The 18,288-nt window shown below is 63.5% G+C and carries 17 protein-coding genes; 5 read left to right on the top strand and 12 right to left on the bottom strand.

The features are described 5' to 3' along the window. Positions 1-31: 31 nt before the first annotated feature. From ccmE to NKJ37_RS19065, 7 genes are all read right to left on the bottom strand, one after another. On the bottom strand, positions 32-475 hold the full coding sequence (ccmE, locus tag NKJ37_RS19095; protein WP_352609850.1) for a cytochrome c maturation protein CcmE: 444 nt from the start codon (positions 473-475) through the stop codon (positions 32-34). 8 nt (positions 476-483) lie between these two features. Then, positions 484-1,623, bottom strand: a complete 1,140-nt coding sequence (ccmI, locus tag NKJ37_RS19090; RefSeq protein WP_352774677.1) for a c-type cytochrome biogenesis protein CcmI — start codon at positions 1,621-1,623, stop codon at positions 484-486. Between the two features lie 93 nt (positions 1,624-1,716). Further along, positions 1,717-2,154 (bottom strand): RT0821/Lpp0805 family surface protein, encoded by a 438-nt coding sequence (locus NKJ37_RS19085; protein WP_127292574.1) that lies wholly within the window; start codon positions 2,152-2,154, stop codon positions 1,717-1,719. A gap of 185 nt (positions 2,155-2,339) precedes the next feature. Beyond that, complete coding sequence (locus tag NKJ37_RS19080) at positions 2,340-3,773, bottom strand: ATP-binding protein (RefSeq protein ID WP_352774675.1); 1,434 nt, start codon at positions 3,771-3,773, stop codon at positions 2,340-2,342. Beyond that, positions 3,757-4,422: a response regulator transcription factor gene (locus tag NKJ37_RS19075; protein WP_023812809.1), complete on the bottom strand. Its 666-nt coding sequence runs from the start codon at positions 4,420-4,422 to the stop codon at positions 3,757-3,759. Before NKJ37_RS19075 ends, NKJ37_RS19080 begins: the two co-directional genes overlap by 17 nt. A gap of 118 nt (positions 4,423-4,540) precedes the next feature. After that, positions 4,541-4,843: a hypothetical protein gene (locus NKJ37_RS19070; protein ID WP_013532640.1), complete on the bottom strand. Its 303-nt coding sequence runs from the start codon at positions 4,841-4,843 to the stop codon at positions 4,541-4,543. A gap of 175 nt (positions 4,844-5,018) precedes the next feature. Beyond that, positions 5,019-5,426, bottom strand: coding sequence for a DUF3168 domain-containing protein (locus NKJ37_RS19065; RefSeq protein WP_352774673.1), 408 nt, complete (start codon positions 5,424-5,426; stop codon positions 5,019-5,021). A 290-nt stretch (positions 5,427-5,716) separates the two neighbouring features. Between NKJ37_RS19065 and NKJ37_RS19060 the strand changes: the two genes are divergently transcribed. Beyond that, positions 5,717-6,502 (top strand): 2-keto-4-pentenoate hydratase, encoded by a 786-nt coding sequence (locus NKJ37_RS19060; RefSeq protein ID WP_128302998.1) that lies wholly within the window; start codon positions 5,717-5,719, stop codon positions 6,500-6,502. Here the strand turns inward: NKJ37_RS19060 and NKJ37_RS19055 are convergent. From NKJ37_RS19055 to NKJ37_RS19035, 5 genes are all read right to left on the bottom strand, one after another. Then, positions 6,499-7,305, bottom strand: a complete 807-nt coding sequence (locus NKJ37_RS19055; protein ID WP_023812805.1) for an ABC transporter permease — start codon at positions 7,303-7,305, stop codon at positions 6,499-6,501. The genes NKJ37_RS19060 and NKJ37_RS19055 overlap by 4 nt on opposite strands. Next, positions 7,305-8,138, bottom strand: a complete 834-nt coding sequence (locus NKJ37_RS19050; protein ID WP_352774671.1) for an ABC transporter permease — start codon at positions 8,136-8,138, stop codon at positions 7,305-7,307. Before NKJ37_RS19050 ends, NKJ37_RS19055 begins: the two co-directional genes overlap by 1 nt. Positions 8,139-8,163: 25 nt before the next feature. Then, positions 8,164-9,279, bottom strand: coding sequence for an ABC transporter substrate-binding protein (locus NKJ37_RS19045; protein WP_352774670.1), 1,116 nt, complete (start codon positions 9,277-9,279; stop codon positions 8,164-8,166). Positions 9,280-9,347: 68 nt separating this feature from the next. Then, on the bottom strand, positions 9,348-10,442 hold the full coding sequence (locus NKJ37_RS19040; RefSeq protein WP_352550669.1) for an ABC transporter ATP-binding protein: 1,095 nt from the start codon (positions 10,440-10,442) through the stop codon (positions 9,348-9,350). Between the two features lie 119 nt (positions 10,443-10,561). Continuing rightward, positions 10,562-11,458 carry a LysR substrate-binding domain-containing protein gene (locus NKJ37_RS19035; RefSeq protein ID WP_023812801.1) on the bottom strand — a complete coding sequence of 299 codons (897 nt, stop codon included), beginning with the start codon at positions 11,456-11,458 and terminating at the stop codon, positions 10,562-10,564. Between the two features lie 84 nt (positions 11,459-11,542). Here NKJ37_RS19035 and NKJ37_RS19030 point away from each other — a divergent pair, with 84 nt between their 5' ends. The 4 genes from NKJ37_RS19030 (at position 11,543) to NKJ37_RS19015 (ending at position 18,174) form a co-directional block, all read left to right on the top strand. After that, positions 11,543-13,138 (top strand): zinc-binding metallopeptidase family protein, encoded by a 1,596-nt coding sequence (locus NKJ37_RS19030; protein WP_352774668.1) that lies wholly within the window; start codon positions 11,543-11,545, stop codon positions 13,136-13,138. Between the two features lie 28 nt (positions 13,139-13,166). Next, a complete protein-coding gene (locus NKJ37_RS19025; protein ID WP_352609863.1) occupies positions 13,167-14,099 on the top strand; it encodes a dimethylarginine dimethylaminohydrolase family protein in 933 nt (310 codons plus the stop codon). Positions 14,100-14,338: 239 nt separating this feature from the next. Continuing rightward, positions 14,339-15,778: an FAD-binding oxidoreductase gene (locus NKJ37_RS19020; protein WP_352774667.1), complete on the top strand. Its 1,440-nt coding sequence runs from the start codon at positions 14,339-14,341 to the stop codon at positions 15,776-15,778. A 242-nt stretch (positions 15,779-16,020) separates the two neighbouring features. Continuing rightward, complete coding sequence (locus tag NKJ37_RS19015) at positions 16,021-18,174, top strand: transglycosylase domain-containing protein (protein WP_023812797.1); 2,154 nt, start codon at positions 16,021-16,023, stop codon at positions 18,172-18,174. Positions 18,175-18,288: the final 114 nt, after the last annotated feature.

Genomic DNA, 18,288 nt, shown 5'->3' with positions numbered 1-18,288 from the left:
TCCGTGATCCATTGTCGCTCTCCTGCCGGAGCTATTCACTCTTGTTCTCCTGCCAGACGCCCTTGGCCTTGAGGCCGTCCGCAACCTCCTTGGGCATGTAGCGCTCATCATGCTTGGCCAGCACGCTATCGGCAACAAAAACCCCGTCCGGGCCGAAAGTACCCTCGGTGATGACGCCCTGCTCTTCGCGGAAAAGGTCGGGCAGGATGCCGGTGTAGGTGACCTTGACCGATTTGTGCGTGTCGGTCACCGAAAAGCCGACCGTGGCCCCCTGTCCGCGGTGGATCGTGCCTTTTTCGACCAATCCACCCAACCGGATGCGCTGGCCAGGCTGGACGCTGGCGGTGGTGAGATCGGCCGGCATGTAGAAATAGGAGGCCTTCTGGCCAAGCGCGTAAAAAGTCAGCCCGGTCGCGGCACCCAGGAAGACCAGCCCGCCCGCGATCACCGACAATCGTTTCTGCTTGCGCGTCATGTCTTGTTCTACTCCGTCGCCGCAAGCCCAAGCGAAGCGGCAAAGGCAGTGAATTTCTTCGCCTGGTCGCTGTCGGCTCCAAAGACGGCAATGGCGCGACCGAGCGCCTCACGCGCCTGATCGGCCTTGCCGAGCACGACATAGGAACGAACGAGCCGCATCCATCCTTCCGGATCGCGCGGATTTTGCCGCAGTTTGTCGTCGAGGCCGGCAACCATCGTATTGATCATGGTCTCCCGGTCCTGCGGCGACATCGAGGATGCGGCGTCGACATCGCCGGCATCGGGACCGTTGGTGGCGCCGCCGGAAGCGACGTCGGAGCTTCCGGATTTGGCGAGCGCCTGCTCGACGGCACCGCGCCATGGCGAATCCGGCGGCAATCTGTCCAGCATCGCCTGCCATGCCGTGGTCGCTTCCTTGGCGCGACCCTCCTGCGCCAATGCCATGGCCAGGTAGAAGCTGGCCTTCGCATTGGCCGGATCGAGCTTCAGGGCTGCTTCGAAAGCATCCTGGGCATCGGCCGAGACAATGCCGCCTGCCGCGCTGGCGATCGCCTCGCCGAGACCGGCTTGGCGAACGGCGCTGTCGCCATCGAGCCGAATGGCGTTGCGATAGGCTCCTGCCGCGTCGGAAAAGCGCTGCATGCGCAGATAGACCGGTGCCAGAACGTCCCAGCCCCTGCCGTCAGTGGGATTGGCGGCCAGATGGGCTTCGGCCCGCGCCACCAGCTCGTCGACCGAACTGTCGGCGGGATTCTTGGCCAACCGCTCGCTGAGCGGTTGCGACGGCAGGTCAGGAGAGCCAAGCTTGACATAGAGCCCCCAACTGACCAGCGGCACCGCCAGCACGGCTACGGTTGCCACCAGCCTTGCCGTGATCGGCGCTCGGCCAGGGTTTGCGCCGCCGGCGGTACCCGCATTGTCAAGGCGAAGGATGCGGCGAGCGATCTCGGCGCGGGCCTCGGCGGCTTCGGCCGGCTGGATCAAGCCACGCGCGGCGTCGCGGTCAAGCTCGGACAATTGGTCCCGATAGACTTCGAGATCATGTTCGCCGCTCGACGACGCGCCCTTGGCGCTGGCGGCCAGCGGCAGCAGCACCGCCAGGCTTGCACCCAGCGTGAGAATGGCGGCTATGACCCAGAACAGCATGGTTCTTCCAATACCGGCAGAGCTCTGCCGTGCCAACAGATGCATGCTGCGACGCTTTGACGACGCCAGCCGCCAATCGTCGGCAGACGGTCGTCAGGTCAGCGGCGTCCAGCTGCCATCGGCGTTGCGGCAAGCGGTTCCACGCGCCGTGACCCCGGCGCCGGCGGAAAACACCGTCTGCGTGTACTGGCGGCAGTCCTGCGAACCGACGCGGTACGGCTGGGCCGGAACCACCTCGCCGTAGCGCGAAGCCTGAGCGCCCTTCCACGTCACCTTCTGGCCGCTGGTCGTATATTCTAGCGCCTTGTATTCAGCCTCGAGCGCGCTGCGCTTCTCGGTCTCGCTGAGGCCGTTGCCGATCGCCCCGCTGATGAGGCCGCCGCCCATCGCCGAAATGATCGTCGTGGTCACCTTGCCGCTGGAAGGAGGTGTCGAGGCCGGTGTCACTGCCACGGCCGGACCCTTGCCGCTCAAGGTGGTGCAGCCGGAAACGGCCAGCAATGCGGAAACGAGAGCGACGCGAATCTTCATGCCAACAACCGATTTTCTTGAGTGGGAGCCTGCCATGGATGCGCCGGGGGCCGCGTCATCGGAGAAGTTGGCGTGGCCATAGTATTGATATTTGTCGGAAATTTGGCCGCTGGCCGCTGCGAGACCAATCGACATGCCGCCAATAACATCTCCCGTCCCTCTATGTCGATTGGCCCTGGTGAACATCACTGAAGGCTCCGCAATCGCACCACCGCCTTCAATCCGCCCATACCGGACCGTTCGAGCGCCAGAACGCCTCCATACTCGTTGACAAGGTCTGCGACAATGGCCAGCCCCAGACCTGTTCCGGGCTTTGTCTCGTCCAGACGCCGTCCTCGCTTCAGCGCCTCGCGCGCCTTGTCCTCGGGAATGCCTGGACCGTCATCCTCTATGCCGATCTCGAACAGGCCGGCCGGGTCGTCCTTGCCGGTCAAGGGCACGACCGAAACCTGCACCGCGCTCTTTGCCCATTTCATCGCGTTTTCAAGGAGATTGCCCAGCAGTTCCTCAAGGTCCTCGCGCTCGCCGGCGAAGACGATCTCGGTTGCCGGCAGTAACAGCGACAGATTTGTCTGCGGGTTGAGCTTCTGCAGAACCCGCACCATGCGCTGCACCAGCGGCATCACCGGCGTGCGGTAGACGACGCTGTCGCGTTGTGCCGCGACGCGGGCGCGCTGGAGATAGTGTTCAACCTGCTTCTGCATGGAAGCGGCCTGTTCGGCGATCAGCTGCCCCTTGGCACCGCCGAGCGCGCGGCCCTCGTTGAGCAGTACCGCCAGCGGCGTCTTCAGCGAATGGGCGAGATTGCCGACCTGTGTTCGCGACCGCTCGACGATGCGCCTGTTGTTTTCGATCAAGGCATTGGTTTCGTTGGCAAGCGGTTCGATCTCGGCCGGGAAGCGGCCGTCGAGCCTCTGGGCGGTGCCTTCGCGCACCATGGCTAGCGCGTTCCTGACCCGGCGCAGCGGCTGCAGGCCGAGCAGGATGGCGATCGCGTTGATGGCGATCATGCCGACGCCGAACAGGCTGAGATAGGTCAGCAGGCGGCGCTGGAAGGTAGCGATTTCCTGTTCGAGTTCGCTCTGGTTGCCCATGACCCGGAAACGCGCGGCGCGGTTCTTGGCATCGAGAACGAATTCGCTCTCGAACACTTCGAGTTGCTCGCCGTCGATGCCTTCGGCTGCATAGCTGCGCTGGAAGCTGGAATTGAAAGGCACCTCGGCGACGCTTGGCGACGGGATCGTCGTGGTCATCGACGACGAGTGGAGATCGCCATGCACGCCTTCCGAAGCGGGCTCCACCGACCAGTACCAGCCCGAATTCGGTTCCGAGAAGCGGAGGTCGCCGAGGTCGGGCGCACCGGTCAGCGCACCGTTGTCGGAAATACCGATGGAGCCGATCAGGTTGAACAGATGCGCCGAAAGCAGGCTGTCGAAGCCGCGCTCGCTAGCCTGGCGGTAGAGGGTGGTGATGAGAGTGAAGATGACAACGAGCGTCACGATCGCCCAGACCGTGGAAAAGGCGATGACGCGGAACGTCAGCGAACGCGGCCACAAACGCAGCGAAAGCGGCGTCCTTGCGGTTGGTTTGAGCGGTTCCGAGTTACGCCTCCGGCTCACGCATGCGGTAGCCCATGCCGCGCACGGTTTCGATCATGTCGATGCCCATCTTCTTGCGCAGCCGCCCGACAAACACCTCGATAGTGTTGGAATCGCGGTCGAAATCCTGATCGTAGAGATGCTCGACCAGTTCGGTCCGCGAAACGACTTCGCCCATATGGTGCATCAGATAGGCAAGCAGGCGGAATTCGTGCGACGTCAGTTTCAGCGGCACGCCGTCGACATCGGCCTTGGAGGCCTTGGTGTCGAGGCGCAGCGGCCCGCAGGTCAGTTCGGACGAGGCATGGCCGGCAGCGCGCCGGATCAGAGCCCGTAACCTCGCCAGCACCTCCTCGATGTGGAACGGCTTGGTGACGTAGTCGTCGGCGCCGGCATCGATGCCGGAGACCTTGTCGCTCCAGCGGTCGCGCGCCGTCAGGATCAGCACCGGCATCTTGCGGCCGCCGCGTCGCCAACGCTCGACCACGCTGATGCCGTCCATCTGCGGCAGGCCGATATCGAGCACGACGGCGTCGTAGGGCTCGGTGTCGCCAAGGAAATGGCCTTCCTCGCCGTCGAAGGCGCGGTCGACGACATAGCCGGCATCGACCAGCGCATCCGATATCTGCCGATTGAGATCCTTGTCATCTTCGACGACGAGTACACGCATGCGGAGTTCGATACCTGTTGAAGAGCTTTACCTGTTGAAGAGCTTTGTCAGATTGAAGACTGGGGCAGATATAGGCCGATTCCGGCGGCCTGGGAAACGTAGCCTAAGGTTGATTGGATCAGTTCAGCGGAACGACGATTTCGGAACGGCGCGGACGTTGTCCGTCCTTGCCCGGAACGAGCACGACGATGACACAGACCGGCTGGCCGCCGCGCGTCGACTGCGAGGCCTTGGCCAGCGTTCCGCCATTCTGTTCGGCCACCTGTTGGCCGATGGCGTAGCAATCGGACGCCGCCAGTACGATCGGACTGGCCAGGTCGGGCGGCGCGATGACCGGCATCGCCATCGCCTGCGACGCGAACAGCCCGGCAGCACAAAGCGCCAGTGTCGCGGTTCGGAAGTGGGAGCGAAGCGTTTTCATGACCGGCGTTGTAACGCATCGGTGCTGAACGTGAAATGAACGGTGAACGCCGCTGAAAACATCCTCGCCACAACCCTGCAACGCGAGACAATCAACCTGGAATTTCACCGCCTCGAACAGGTGAAATCCCGCGAAAGCCCAGTCTAGACCCCGTTTTGACCATATTGAAAGCGCATCAGGCATTTTCCTGCGTCATCGCGCGAAAACGCAGCAGCCCGTGATGCACGAGCAGATCCTCGTCATGGCGGGCTTCGGCAAATTCCAGCGACAGTCGTGTCTGGCCGCGAGGGCCGATCACCAATGCTGCGTCGGCAAGGCGCGCCTGGATGGCGGCCATGATGGCAAGCGTTTCCGCGTCGCCATGGGCTTTCGACCAGACATGCAGCGTAATCAACTGATCGTCGGTGTTCTCGGTGCTCGTATCCCAGTCGAAAGCGGAGGTCTGGCCGCAGGTCACGTACGGAAAAGCGGCATTGTCGGTTGGCCGTTCGAGCAGTCCGGCGCCGCCCAGCAAGGCCGATAGCGATGCATCGCTTTTCAGCCTGAGAAACAGTGCCTGCTGTAAATCGCCTGGCGCGGTCATCGTCTTTTCCTCCGGTTCCTGCGCTGCCGACTATTGCTTTTCGGAAGCCCGCGTTCTGCGTGTTCTGACAGATATAGCCATTCGACGCGCGGAGGCGATGGCGATTCGTCATCGGAATGATGGATGCCGATGATCTCGAAAGGGCGACTTTGCCAACACCATCGTCCGCGGGCACCGAGCTGTGAACATGGACTCTCGATTCCTGGTCACATATTCTCGCTCCATACAAGGTCGCATGACGCAATGTTCCTTGCCGTTTTTGATCCACGAAGCCATTTCGGAAGCTGATGATGCTCGATGCAGAAAAGACCAGGGCTGCGTCGCGGCTGTTGGTAGGCCACTGGGACAAGGGCACCCGTCTCGACGCCATACCTGAGGCGTTGCGCCCACAAACACGGATCGAAGGTTACGCTATCCAGTCGCACGTCATGGATCGCTCGGTGGCCCCTCTTTTCGGCTGGAAGATTGCCGCCACCAGTCTGGCCGGACAAAGGCACATCAACGTCGACGGCCCGATGGCCGGACGTCTCCTGGCCGAAAAAGCGGTGGAGGTCGGCGGGACCGTTTCCCTGGCGACGAGCAAGATGCGCGTGGCCGAGATCGAGTTCGCTTTCCGCTTCGGCCGCGAGCTGCCGCCTCGTCCGGCACCCTATGAAATCGCCGAGGTGATGGAAGCCGTGGCGACCTTGCACCCGGCGATCGAAATTCCGGACTCACGCTATGACGATTTTTGCGCCGTCGGGGCGCCGCAACTCATTGCGGACAATGCCTGCGCCAATCTGTTTGTCATCGGCGAGGCGGCGGACGACTGGCGAGACGTGGACCTTGCAAAGCACCCCGTGGTCGCCTCCGTTTCCGGAAGGCCGCAACATAGCGGATCGGGAGCAGCCGTGTTGGGCGATCCTCGCATCGCGCTCACCTGGATCGTCAACGAGCTGTCGGGCCTGGGCATAGCGCTCCAACCGGGACAGGTGGTGATTACAGGTACCTGCGTGACGCCGATTGGGGTCGAGGCCGGCGACGAAGTCATTGGCGATTTGGGCAGGTTCGGCAGCGTCTCCGTGCGGTTTGTCTAATAGCCCCCACGCTGCCTGGCCACGAAACTGCGCACCGCCAGCACCAGAACGGTGATGATGATCAGGATCACCGAGAGCGCGGCGATCGCTGGGTCGATGTTGTCGCGCAGGCCCATCCACATCAGCCTCGGCAGCGTGATGGCGTTGACCGAGGTGATGAACAGGGTGACGCCGATTTCTTCCCAGGACAGCACGAAGGAGAGAAGCGCCGCGGTAATGATGCCGAACTTGATGTTGGGCATGATGATGCGGGTGGCGCGCTCCCACACAGTGGCGCCTAAGCCCCGCGCGGCAAGGTCGATGCGGCGGTCGAGCTGGCTGAGCGAGACCAGCATCAGCACCGTGGCGAAGGGCACGGTCATCACCGAATGCGCCATGGCGACGCCAAGCCAGGTGTCGTAGCCGAAGAACGCGCTGAAGCCCGAGATCGAGGTCAGCAGGAAGTAGAGCGTGATCGCCGAGACCACCGGCGGCACCACCATCGGCAGCAGCACGAAGCCGACCAGGGCTGCGGTAAAGCGCGGCTGGAACATCCAGACGCCAAGGCTGAAGCACAGCGCGAGCACGGTTGAAAAGGCGCTGCTGACGACACCGATACGGATCGAGAGCAGGATCGATTGGAGCCAGCGCGGGTCCTCGACCAGCGCCCGGTAGTGGCGCAGCGACAGTTCGCCCGACGGCATAGCCAGCATGCGGCTCGGCGTCAGCGACACCGGGATGACGGCGAGCAGCGGCATCAGCAGGAACAGCGCCACGAAGGCGGCGATGATCAGCGAGACAGGACCGGGGCGGTAGGTCGGCATCAGATCAACTGCTTCGGTCTGACATAGCGGAACAAAAGCGCCATCAGCGCGCCGACGAACAGCACCAGCACGACGCTGATCGCTGCACCCAGCCCCCAGTCCGGGCTCTGGAAGATCCTGAGATAGATCAGCTCGGCGATCATGACGCTGCGGCCGCCACCGAGGATCGCCGGCGTGACGAAGAAGCCGAGCGAGAAGACGAAAACGATCATCGCCGCGCCGATGATGCCGGAGCGCGTCATCGGCACAAACACCGTCCAGAAGGTGCGCATGCGGCTGGAGCCGAGCCCGCGCGCGGCCAGGAGCACGCGGTCGTCGAGACTGCGCATGGCCGATGCCAGCGGGAAGACGGCGAACGGAATGAGGAAGTGCGTCATGCCGACGATGACGCCGAATTCGTTGCGCACCAGCGCCAGCGGTTCGGAAATGAAGCCGATCGCCTGCAGCCAGGTGTTGATCAGGCCGCGATTGGAGAGCAGCGCCACCCAGCCGAAAGCACGGGTCAGCACGGAAATCCAGAAGGGAACGAGAATGCAGAACTCGGCGATCAGGCGCTGTGCCGGGGTTCCACGCACCCAGACGACGGTGATGGCGTAGGCAGCTGCCACCGAAACGACAGTGACGACCGCCGCGATGCGCAGCGTGCGGATGAACACCGACTGCACGAGATCGTCGGTGAGCAGCGCCTCATACTGGCCGAGGCCGGGCGTCGGCAGTGTAAAGCTCCATTTGACGACGCCGAGGAACGGCCAGGCATAGACCAGGACAAGAAACAGGAGCAGCGGCGCCATCAACAGCGCCGCGCCCATCCTGTCGGAGAGATAAAATCTCATTTCGACCCGATTACCCCGCCCCTGATCAGGCCGAGATGATCTTGGTGTATTCGTCGAGCGCCGGCCCGTAATTCTTGGCGTACCAGTCCATGTCGAGCGCGATCTGCTTCTTCATGTTCTCGGGATCGACCGGATTGATGCGCTTCTTGTCGGCGGGGATCAGCGCGTCGGCAGCCGGGTTTGCAGGACCTTGGCCGAGCTTGTCGAACATGACCAGCTGCTTTTCAGGGTCCTGGGCACTGGCGATGAACTTCATCGCAGCGTCCTTGCCGCCGGGGTTGCCCTTGAGCACGGCCAGCGCGCCGGGCGAGATCAGGCCCTGGTCCCAGATGAACTTGATCTTGCCGCCCGAATCCTGCTCGATCAGCGAGGCGCGGGTCGACCAGACGATCGCCATCGAGGCCTCGCCATTGAGCAGCACGCTCTGGCTTTCGGCGCCGCCGCCCCAATAGGCACCGACATTTTCCTTGAAGGCGGCGATCTTGTCATGGGCGCGCTTGAGGTCGAGCGGGTAGAGCGACGCAGGCGCGATACCGTCGGCGAGCAGCGCCGCTTCCCAGCTCGACACGCCCCATTTGTAGAGCGAGCGCTTGCCGGGGAATTTCTTCACATCGAAGAAATCGGCCATGCCGGTCGGCGCGTCCTTGCCGTACTTCTCGGAATCATAGGCGATGACATAGGAGAAGAAATAGGTCGAGGCGGCGTATTCCCAACCAAAGCCGGGCCGCATCTTCTTCTTGTCGACGATGTTGTAATCGATCGGCTCGAGAGCCCCTTGGGCGCCGAGCGTGATGGCCGAGAACGGGTCTACGTCGACGAGATCCCAGGTCGGCGCGCCGCTCTTGAACTGCGCGGCGATGGCGCCTTCGGTCGGACCCGAACCGTCCATCTTGACGGTGATGCCGGTGTCCTTGGTGAAAGCCTGGCCATAGGCGGCATCGTAGGCGGTGATGGCATCGCCACCCCAGTTGACCAGCACAAGTTCCTTGGCCTGCGCAAAGGCACCTGTCGAGCGCAGCAGCATCGGCGTGCCGGCCAGCACGAGTGCCGCCAACTGTGTGAATTGCCGGCGCGAGATCTCGCCGCGACCTGCCCTGGCGGACAGGCTCTCGATGGCTTGTTTCTTGGTGTCATGTGTCATGTCAGTTCCCCTTTTTTGTTGTTGATAGTGCCGGAAAACGGTGCTGCGATATCTCGCCACACCGTTCGTCATTGCCCTCCATGCGGAAGGAGGAAACCCTTTTCCGCCGGCCAGGTGAGCCAGACGGAGTTGCCCTTGCTCAAGGCCGCGGCAGCCACCTCGTTCGGCACCGAGACCGTGACCTTGGCGCCTTGCCGCGTTGTCAGGTCGAGCCGCGTTGCAGCACCTAGGTAGGTGGAGTTGGTGGCGGTAGCGGCGATCCCATTCTCACCATCTGCCGCCTCGCCCGATATCGACATGTATTCGGGCCGGATCGCCAGGATGGCATCGCCGCGCACGAGTTCGGCCTTGCAGCCCATGCTGACCGCGCGGTCTTCGCACAGGCCAGTCGAGCCATTGCCGGCGGGCTTGACGCCCTTTAGCGGCAGCATGTTGATCTCGCCGAGGAATTCGGCGACGAAGCGGTTGTCCGGCCGGTCGTAGACCTCGTCGGGCGCTCCGACCTGCAGCAGTTTGCCGTGGTTGAAGATGGCAACGCGCGACGACAGCGCCAGCGCCTCGCTCTGGTCGTGGGTAACGAAGACGAAGGTGGTTCCGGTCTCCTGATGCAGCCGCTTCATCTCGGCTTGCATCTGGCCGCGCAGGCCCTTGTCGAGTGCGGAAAACGGCTCATCGAGCAACAGCACGCCCGGCTCGAACACCAGCGCTCGCGCCAGCGCCACGCGCTGCTGCTGGCCGCCCGACAGCTGCGCCGGCAGTTTCTTCTCGTGGCCCTTGAGGCCGACGCGCTCGATCATCTCGCCGACACGGCGCTTGATGTCGGCGGCCGATTTCTTGCGCACCTTGAGTGGGAAGGCGATGTTGGCTTCTACGCTCATATGTGGGAACAGCGCGTAGCCCTGGAACACCATGCCGGCGGCGCGTTGCTCTGCCGGCCGGTCGGTGATGTCGACGCCGTCGCTGAACAGCTTGCCCTCGGTCGGCTGAACGAAGCCGGCAAGGATCATCAGGAAGGTGGTCTTGCCCGAACCGGACGGCCCGAGCAGGGTCAGGAACTCGCCACGGCCGATATCGAGCGACAGATTGTCCAGCGCACGGAACGAGCCGAAGCTCTTGCCGATCCCGATTGCCTTGATCTCTGCGGCACGGCCGGGTTGCTGCATACTGCCCTTTCCCTAACGCTTGTCGAAATCGTAGGCAGGGTGCCGGCTCACCGCAACCGAATAGTTTTCGCCTGATCGGCAAATTCCATTCATCTATGGCGAGATGTCGCCACCTGCACTCAATACGGCAGGATGCGGTTCTCCTGGAGTTTCGACCGCAGCCATCCTGCGAACGCTTCCAGCACCGGATGCGAAGCCTTGGCGTGTTCGGAGACCAGGAAATAGGAACGCGGCGACTTGATCGCGATGTCGAACGGCCTGACCAGCCGGCCCTCGCTCAGCGCCCGCCGGCTGGTCAGTTCGTCGCCCATGGCGATGCCCTGCCCGGCAATCGCCGCCGAGAAGACGAGGTTCATGTCCGAAAAGAAGATGCCGCCCTCAATGTCGGGGTTTTCCACCTTGGACAACGCCAGCCAGCGCGCCCAATCCTCGGTGTCATCGAGATGCAGCAGGTTGGCGCGCAGCACGTCCGACGGCCGGGAAAAGCCGCCGATCTTGTTGAGCAGCGTCGGGCTGCAGAGCGGCGTGAACGAGATTTCGCAGAGCGGTTCGACCGCCCGGTTCGGCCAATTGCCGACACCGAACGCAATGAAGGCATCGGCGTCGGCGTTGCTGACATCGTCGAGCCGGCGCGGCGTCAGGATGCGCAGCGCCACGTCGGGATACATCTGCCGGAACTCGCCGATATGGGTGCACAAGAACAGCGAGGCGAAGCCGGGCGTGCAACTGACGGCGAACGAGCCGCCGACGCCGGTGCCGGCATCGCGCGTCACCGCATCGCCCAGAACGGTCAGCGCCTTGCGCACGTCGCTGGCGTAGCGCTGGCCGCGCGGCGTCAGCGCCACGCCCTTGCCGATGCGTTCGAGCAGGTCGAAGCCGAGGTCGCGCTCCAGCAGGCGAAGCTGATGGCTAACAGCGCTGCGGGTCAGGTGCAACTCGTCGGCGGCGCGCCAGACGCTGCCGTGGCGGGCGAAGCTGTCGAGCGCACGCAGCGCTTGTGTCGATGGTATACGCAAGGAGCCTCAGGTGAACCGAATTTGCACGAACCGGGAAAACATATCACTTTTTAGCGAACCGCTTCACTGCTTTCTTCTCATGCCATGGAGAAACCGGTGGCCACCTCGGCGCAAGCAACCGCCCTTGCCTGTCTCGACGGCATCCAGCCGTTGTTGTCCGCGTGGACACGCACCATCTTCGATTACGGCGAGACCGCGTGGCGGGAATATCAATCCGCCGCCTGGTATGTCGAGCGACTGAAACTCGAAGGCTTTTCCGTCGAAGAAGGTTCCGGCGGCATGCCGACCGCCTTCTGCGCGCATTGGACCAACGGCCCCGGCCCGACCATCGGCATGTACGCCGAATACGACGCGGTGCCGGGCAATTGCCAGGATGCCGCTACGGTCGAGCGTCCGCGCCGGGGACTTGGCAACCAGGCCGGCGGCCACACCGACCCGCATTCCGGGCTGGGCATTTCGAGCCTCGGCGGGCTGCTGGCGACCAAGGCAGCGATGCAGCGCCACGGCATATCAGGCACGCTGCGCTTCACCGGCGAGCCGGCGGAAAAGGTGCGCGGGTCAAAGCCGATCCATGCCGCCAAGGGCTATTATGACGGCCTTGCCGGCATGATCTCCTTTCATCCGTTCTACATGCTGCCGCTCTGCAACACGGCGCGCTGGGACACGCATTGCGGCGCGGCCTACGCGATGATCTATCGCTTCATCTGCGACCAACCGGAGCGCTGGGCGCTGGCTGCGGGTGCTGCACCCATTCCGCAAGCACATTCGGCGGCGCGCGCCCCCGGCGCCAACGACGCATTGATGATGATGTACATGGCCTCCAAGGCTCTGCGCGATTCCATGCTGCCTCACCAGGGCGGCTGGTCGATCAGCGAGGCGATCCTGACGGCGGGGCAAGCGACCGCCGACAATTTGCCGGCGGGGCTGGCCGAGATCCAGTACATGATCCGCGTGCCGACGCTTGCCATGGCCGAGCAGGTCACCGCGGTGCTCGACCGCAATGCCGAGGCGGCGGCAGCGATGAGTGGTTGCCGCACCGAGCGGCATTGGGTGTCGAAGTCACGGCCGGGACTTACCAATCATGTAATGGCCGAAATCGCCTATGAAGCACTGTCGACGGTCGGGCCGCCGCGCTGGGACGAGGACGCCAAGGCAGTCGCGCGCGAAATACAGGTCAATGCCGGGCGCATGGCGAGCGACGAGCCGTTCATCGAAGAATTGGAGCGCTTGATCGAGCCGCAGGCGGCGGAAGCGATCCTGCGCCGCGACCTGCCGCCCTCGCAAGTCAATTCGACCTCCGACGATTACACCGACATGAGCTGGCATACGCCGACGGCGCGCTTCTATGTTGCCCGACCGGCGCTGCGCTCGGAGACCGGCTATCCCTATCCGGCATGGGTGATGAATGCGTTGGGCGGTATTCCCGCCACCATCGACCCGATGGTGGCTTGCGCCTCCCGCACGGTTGCGCTCGCGGCCCTTCGCCTGCTGGAAGACCAGACCGCCCGCGATGCGGCGATGAATGAATTCGTCGCTCGCACCGGTGGCGGAATCGGCGGCTCGAACTGGATCGCGCCGCTCTGCGATTACGAACCGCCGATCCATTTCCGTTGGCCGGAATATGTCACCACCCCGCGCGGACGGGACTGGTGGATACCGAGCATTCCCCAAGCCAAATGACCGCTGATCTGATCACAAGGAGCACCCCATGACCGTTCATGACCGCATTGTCGCCGAGCCGTTTTCGCTGCAGCGCCGCAACCCCGCCGGCGGCACCAAGCCGCTGACCGCCTGGGGCTTCGCCAACGAGACCGACGTGCTGACCGACGTGCTGCTCGGCTCACCCAATTTCCTGCGTCATCTCTCGACTAGCTCGCTGTCGCGAAAGCATCTGCGCGAGGCACCCTGCAACGTGCAGATTGCCCAGGCGCAGCACAAGGACCTTGTCGCCGCCTACGAGCATTTCGGCGTCAACATCCACTGGCACGAGCCAACGCCGGAACTGCCGATGCAGGTCTATTCCCGCGATTCCAGCGTCATGACGCCCTACGGCGCCTTCATCACCGCCATGGCCAACTGGTGGCGGCGCGGCGAGAATTATGCCGCAATCCGCACCTACGAAAAGCTCGGCATCCCGATCTACGACATGGTCACGGCTGGTACGTTCGAGGGCGGCGACTTCAACGTCATCGAGGACGGCGTCGTGCTGATCGGCTGCGGCGGCGCCCGCACGCAGGAGGAAGGCGCGCGCCAAGTACAAGCCTGGTTCGACAAGGAGGGCTGGGAAACCCGCATCGCCTTCATCGACGAATACTACGTCCATATCGACCTGATGGTGGTGCCGATCGCCGAAAAGCTGACCGCCGTCTGCCTCGCCTGCACCGAACCCGGCATCGTCGACTGGCTGAAGGGCAAGGGCCACGAGATCATCGACGTGCCGTTCCGGGACACGATGGCCCTCGGCTGCAACTTCATGTCGCTCGGCAAGGACCGGGTGATCGCGCCGACCTCCAGCCAGACGCTGATCGGCCAGCTCAAGGCGCGCGGTTTCGAGGTCGCGGCCGTCGACATGAACGAGATTTCCAAGACCGGCGGCGGCATCCACTGCATGGCGCAGGCGCTGAAGCGCGAACCGGCCTGAGGAGTGGGATAGCGCTACGCTGCTTCGCTCACATTCGCATCAGCATGATCGGCATCCTGGCGGCCGAGGGTGCAAGGTCGCGCGGGCAAAACGGCTGAGATCGCCGGCTGGCGGCACCATGTGCCCGGCTTGCGAGTCGGAACGCTGCCCGATGCGAAACTTGCGCGATAGCTAATATAAGCGCACAGTAAAACCGTCTTTTGGGATAGGACAGCTCATCTGCAAATCGGGAGGAAACCATGAACACCATGAGCCTCACCACGCTTGAACGCGGCAAAACGACAGTCGACGCCGCAGCCCTGGAAGCGTTTTCGGCACAATTGCGCGGCAAAATGCTGAGCGAAGGCGATGCCGCGTATGACGAAGCACGAACCGTCTGGAATGCCACGGTCGACCGACGGCCCGGGCTGATCGTGTGCTGCGTCGGCGCTTCCGATGTCGTCAGTGCCGTGAATTTCGCCAGGGAGAACAGGCTTCTCGTCTCGGTGCGCGGCGGCGGCCACAACATTGCCGGAAGTGCGGTCTGCGATGGTGGCCTGATGATTGATCTGTCATTGATGAAATCGGTGCGGGTCGATGTCGCTGCGCGGCGGGCATGGGTCGGGCCTGGCGCGACGCTTGCCGATGTCGACAAGGAAACGCAGGCCTTCGGGCTGGTGGTACCGACCGGCATCAACTCGACCACCGGCATATCCGGCCTGACGCTGGGTGGCGGCTTCGGCTGGATCACCCGCAAATTCGGCCTGACCATCGACAATCTTGCCTCCGTCGATGTGGTCACCGCCGATGGCAAACTGCTCCGGGCCAGCCATGCCGAAAATCCGGACTTGTTCTGGGCGCTGCGCGGCGGCGGCGGCAATTTCGGCGTCGTCACGGCATTCGAGTTCGAACTCCATGAGTTTGGACCGCAAGTGCTGGCGGGGCTTGTCGTCCATCCCTTCGCCGATGCCGAAAAGGTGCTGCGGGAGTATCGCAAGGCGCTCGAGACCGCACCTGACGAGTTGACCTGCTGGGTGGTCATGCGGCAGGCGCCGCCGCTGCCCTTCCTGCCCGCGGAGTGGCATGGCAAGGAGGTTCTGGTGCTGGCCATGTGCTATTGCGGCGACATCGAGGCAGGCGAAAAGGCGACGCAAAAACTTCGAGCCATCGGCACGCCGATTGCCGATGTCGTGGGCCCCAGCCCGTTCACCGGCTGGCAGCAGGCATTCGACCCACTGCTCACGCCCGGCGCCCGCAACTACTGGAAGAGCCATGACTTCACCGAGTTTTCCGAGGAGGCGGCTGCGGTCGTCAGGGGGGCAATAGCCAGGCTGCCGGGACCCGAATGCGAGATATTTATCGGCCATGTCGGCGGCGCGGCAGGTCGCGTCAAGGAGGACGCAACGGCGTTTCCACAGCGCAGTTCGCATTTCGTCATGAACGTTCACGCCCGCTGGCGCGAACCGACGATGGACAAGGCTTGCACCGACTGGGCTCGTTCAATCTACGAGGCGGCCAAACCTTATGCCGCCGGCACCGCCTATGTGAACTTCATGCCAGAGGACGAGGTCGACCGGGTCGAAGCGGCCTATGGTGGCAACCATCGACGGCTTCTGGAAATCAAGCAGCGCTACGACCCATTGAACCTGTTCCGCATGAACCAGAATTTGCGCCCGAAAGAAAGCCTGCGAGCTGCTTGAGGCGCGCCCGTGCTGCAGTGATAAAAAAGCACACGTCGCCGCTGGAGGCGCGGGCTTTTACTGTCACATGCTGTTGGCGTCGAGTTGTATTCCCGGCCCGGCCCATCAGCAACAAACCCGATACTGTGTCTTCGCCGCCCTTGTGAGTGCTGGAAAAATGGAGGAATAGTCTTGCGGAATGCATCGCCCTGAAATTGCCGGTTTGCGGTTCTCAGGTCGTGCAATTGCTAGCCGGATATCGAATGGCCAGTCCCGAACCGCGCAAGAGAAGAGGTCCGATCGCCGCCCGGCTGCTGGCGCTCGACGCGTGGATCGATTCCTCGCTCTACGAGATCGGTTTCAAGGCGCGCCAGTTCTGGGAATCGGCGACGATCTTCTCGCGGCGCTTCCGCGTCAACGGCTGGCGCCGTGGCATCATCGAACTGTTGAGCGAAGGTTTCACGCTCGGCGCCGTCGGCATCGTGGTGATGCTGGCGCTGGCCATTCCGGCTTTCCAGGACACTGCCGGCGACTGGCGCGCCCAGGGCGACTTCGCCGTCACGTTCCTCGACCGCTATGGCAACGAGATCGGCCAGCGCGGCATCATCCAGCGCGATTCCGTGCCGGTCGACGAGATGCCCGATCACGTCATCAAGGCGGTGCTTGCCACCGAGGACCGTCGCTTCTTCGATCACTACGGCATCGATGTGCTCGGCCTTTCGCGCGCCATCTTCGAGAATGTGCGGGCGAACTCCGTCGTCCAGGGCGGCTCGAGCATCACCCAGCAATTGGCCAAGAACCTGTTCCTCACCAATGAGCGCACGCTGGAGCGCAAGATCAAGGAAGCCTTCCTGTCGCTGTGGCTCGAGGCCAATCTGTCGAAGAAGGAGATCCTGCAGCTCTATCTCGACCGCGCCTATATGGGCGGCGGCACGTTCGGCATCGAGGCGGCCGCCGACTTCTATTTCGGCAAGAGCGTCAAGGACCTGAACCTCGCCGAGGCGGCGATGCTGGCCGGCCTGTTCAAGGCGCCGACCAAATATGCGCCGCACATCAACCTGCCGGCGGCGCGCGCGCGCGCCAACGTGGTGCTGTCCAACCTTGTCGATGCCGGCTTCATGACCGAAGGCCAGGTCCTGCAGGCCAGGCTGCATCCGGCCGATGTCGTCGACCGCGGCGAACAGAAAAGCCCTGACTATTACCTCGACTGGGCATTCGACGAGGTCAAGAAGATCGCCAAGCCGGGCCAGCACTCGCTCGTCGCCCACACCACCTTCGACGCCAACATCCAGAAGGCGGCGGAAGAATCGGTGGAGTTCCACCTGCGCCAGTTCGGCAAGGAGTATAACGTCACCGAGGGCGCGGTCGTGGTCATCGAGACCAACGGCGCCGTGCGCGCCATCGTCGGCGGCCGCGACTACGGCGCCAGCCAGTTCAACCGCGCCACCAAGGCGCTGCGCCAGACCGGCTCGTCATTCAAGCCCTATGTCTACGCAACGGCGATGGAACACGGCTTCACTCCCAACTCCATTATTTCCGGCGGCCCGATCAGTTGGGGCAGCTGGTCACCGCACAATTACAACGGCGGATCGGCGGGCAACGTCACCCTGATCATGGCAATGGCGAAATCGATCAACACCGTGCCGGTGCGGCTGGCCAAGGATCATCTCGGCATTGGCCCGATCAAGGCCATGGCCGAGGCGATGGGTGTGGAATCGCCGATCGAAGCACACAAGACGATGGTTCTCGGCACCTCGGGCATGACCGTGATGGACCAGGCGACGGGCTACAGCGTGTTCGCCGACAATGGCTTCGTCGGCTCCCGGCACGGCGTCAGCCAGCTCGTCACCCGCACCGGCGAGGTGGTCTATGATTTCGCCAAGGATGCGCCGCCGCCGCACCGGGTGCTGTCGGAGCAGGCACTGAAATCGATGAACACCATGCTGGCGGCAGTGCCGGTGATGGGCACCGCGCGGCGGGCTCAACTTCCCAACATCGTCGTCGCCGGCAAGACGGGCACGACGCAATCCTACCGCGACGCCTGGTTTGTCGGCTTCACCGGCAACTACACGGCGGCGGTGTGGATGGGCAATGACGACTTCACGCCGACCAAGAACATGACCGGCGGCTCGCTGCCGGCGATGGTGTGGCAGCGACTGATGGTCTACGCGCACCAGAATATCGACCTCAAGCCGATCCCCGGCATCGACAAACCTTTCGTCGACGAGGAGATAGCGGCCAAGGCCGAGGAAGCGCTGAAGAAGAGCGACGAACAGGCGGCGGCCAATGCGGCGGCCGAGCGGCCGCCGGTGCTGTCCAGCCGCACGACCCAGACGCTGCGGGACATGACCACGCTGTTCCAGTCGGCCCCCGTCCTCAGTACGCCGCAACCGCCGGAGACGCTGTCGGCGCTGTGATCTTTCCGACTGGGCAGGTCTTTCAACTGGTCCGGGGCGGCAAATCCATCGGCCCGCTTGCCACGAGGCCCCGCGCCGCGATATCCCCGAGCGGCAACTCTTCGTGTTCCCGGC

Source organism: Mesorhizobium sp. M0140 (assembly GCF_040322475.1).
In the GTDB taxonomy this organism is placed as follows: Bacteria; Pseudomonadota; Alphaproteobacteria; order Rhizobiales; family Rhizobiaceae; genus Mesorhizobium.
The sequence above is the reverse complement of the archived record's forward strand: the minus strand, read 5'-3'. Positions and strand labels throughout refer to the sequence as shown.

Bases quoted from the DNA above. Each gene is read 5' to 3' on its own strand.
- ccmE (WP_352609850.1), bottom strand. From the start codon at position 475: ATGACGCGCAAGCAGAAACGATTGTCGGTGATCGCGGGCGGGCTGGTC.
- ccmI (WP_352774677.1), bottom strand. From the start codon at position 1,623: ATGCTGTTCTGGGTCATAGCCGCCATTCTCACGCTGGGTGCAAGCCTG.
- NKJ37_RS19085 (WP_127292574.1), bottom strand. From the start codon at position 2,154: ATGAAGATTCGCGTCGCTCTCGTTTCCGCATTGCTGGCCGTTTCCGGC.
- NKJ37_RS19075 (WP_023812809.1), bottom strand. From the start codon at position 4,422: ATGCGTGTACTCGTCGTCGAAGATGACAAGGATCTCAATCGGCAGATA.
- NKJ37_RS19070 (WP_013532640.1), bottom strand. From the start codon at position 4,843: ATGAAAACGCTTCGCTCCCACTTCCGAACCGCGACACTGGCGCTTTGT.
- NKJ37_RS19065 (WP_352774673.1), bottom strand. From the start codon at position 5,426: ATGACCGCGCCAGGCGATTTACAGCAGGCACTGTTTCTCAGGCTGAAA.
- NKJ37_RS19060 (WP_128302998.1), top strand. From the start codon at position 5,717: ATGCTCGATGCAGAAAAGACCAGGGCTGCGTCGCGGCTGTTGGTAGGC.
- NKJ37_RS19055 (WP_023812805.1), bottom strand. From the start codon at position 7,305: ATGCCGACCTACCGCCCCGGTCCTGTCTCGCTGATCATCGCCGCCTTC.
- NKJ37_RS19050 (WP_352774671.1), bottom strand. From the start codon at position 8,138: ATGAGATTTTATCTCTCCGACAGGATGGGCGCGGCGCTGTTGATGGCG.
- NKJ37_RS19045 (WP_352774670.1), bottom strand. From the start codon at position 9,279: ATGACACATGACACCAAGAAACAAGCCATCGAGAGCCTGTCCGCCAGG.
- NKJ37_RS19040 (WP_352550669.1), bottom strand. From the start codon at position 10,442: ATGCAGCAACCCGGCCGTGCCGCAGAGATCAAGGCAATCGGGATCGGC.
- NKJ37_RS19030 (WP_352774668.1), top strand. From the start codon at position 11,543: ATGGAGAAACCGGTGGCCACCTCGGCGCAAGCAACCGCCCTTGCCTGT.
- NKJ37_RS19025 (WP_352609863.1), top strand. From the start codon at position 13,167: ATGACCGTTCATGACCGCATTGTCGCCGAGCCGTTTTCGCTGCAGCGC.
- NKJ37_RS19020 (WP_352774667.1), top strand. From the start codon at position 14,339: ATGAACACCATGAGCCTCACCACGCTTGAACGCGGCAAAACGACAGTC.
- NKJ37_RS19015 (WP_023812797.1), top strand. From the start codon at position 16,021: ATGGCCAGTCCCGAACCGCGCAAGAGAAGAGGTCCGATCGCCGCCCGG.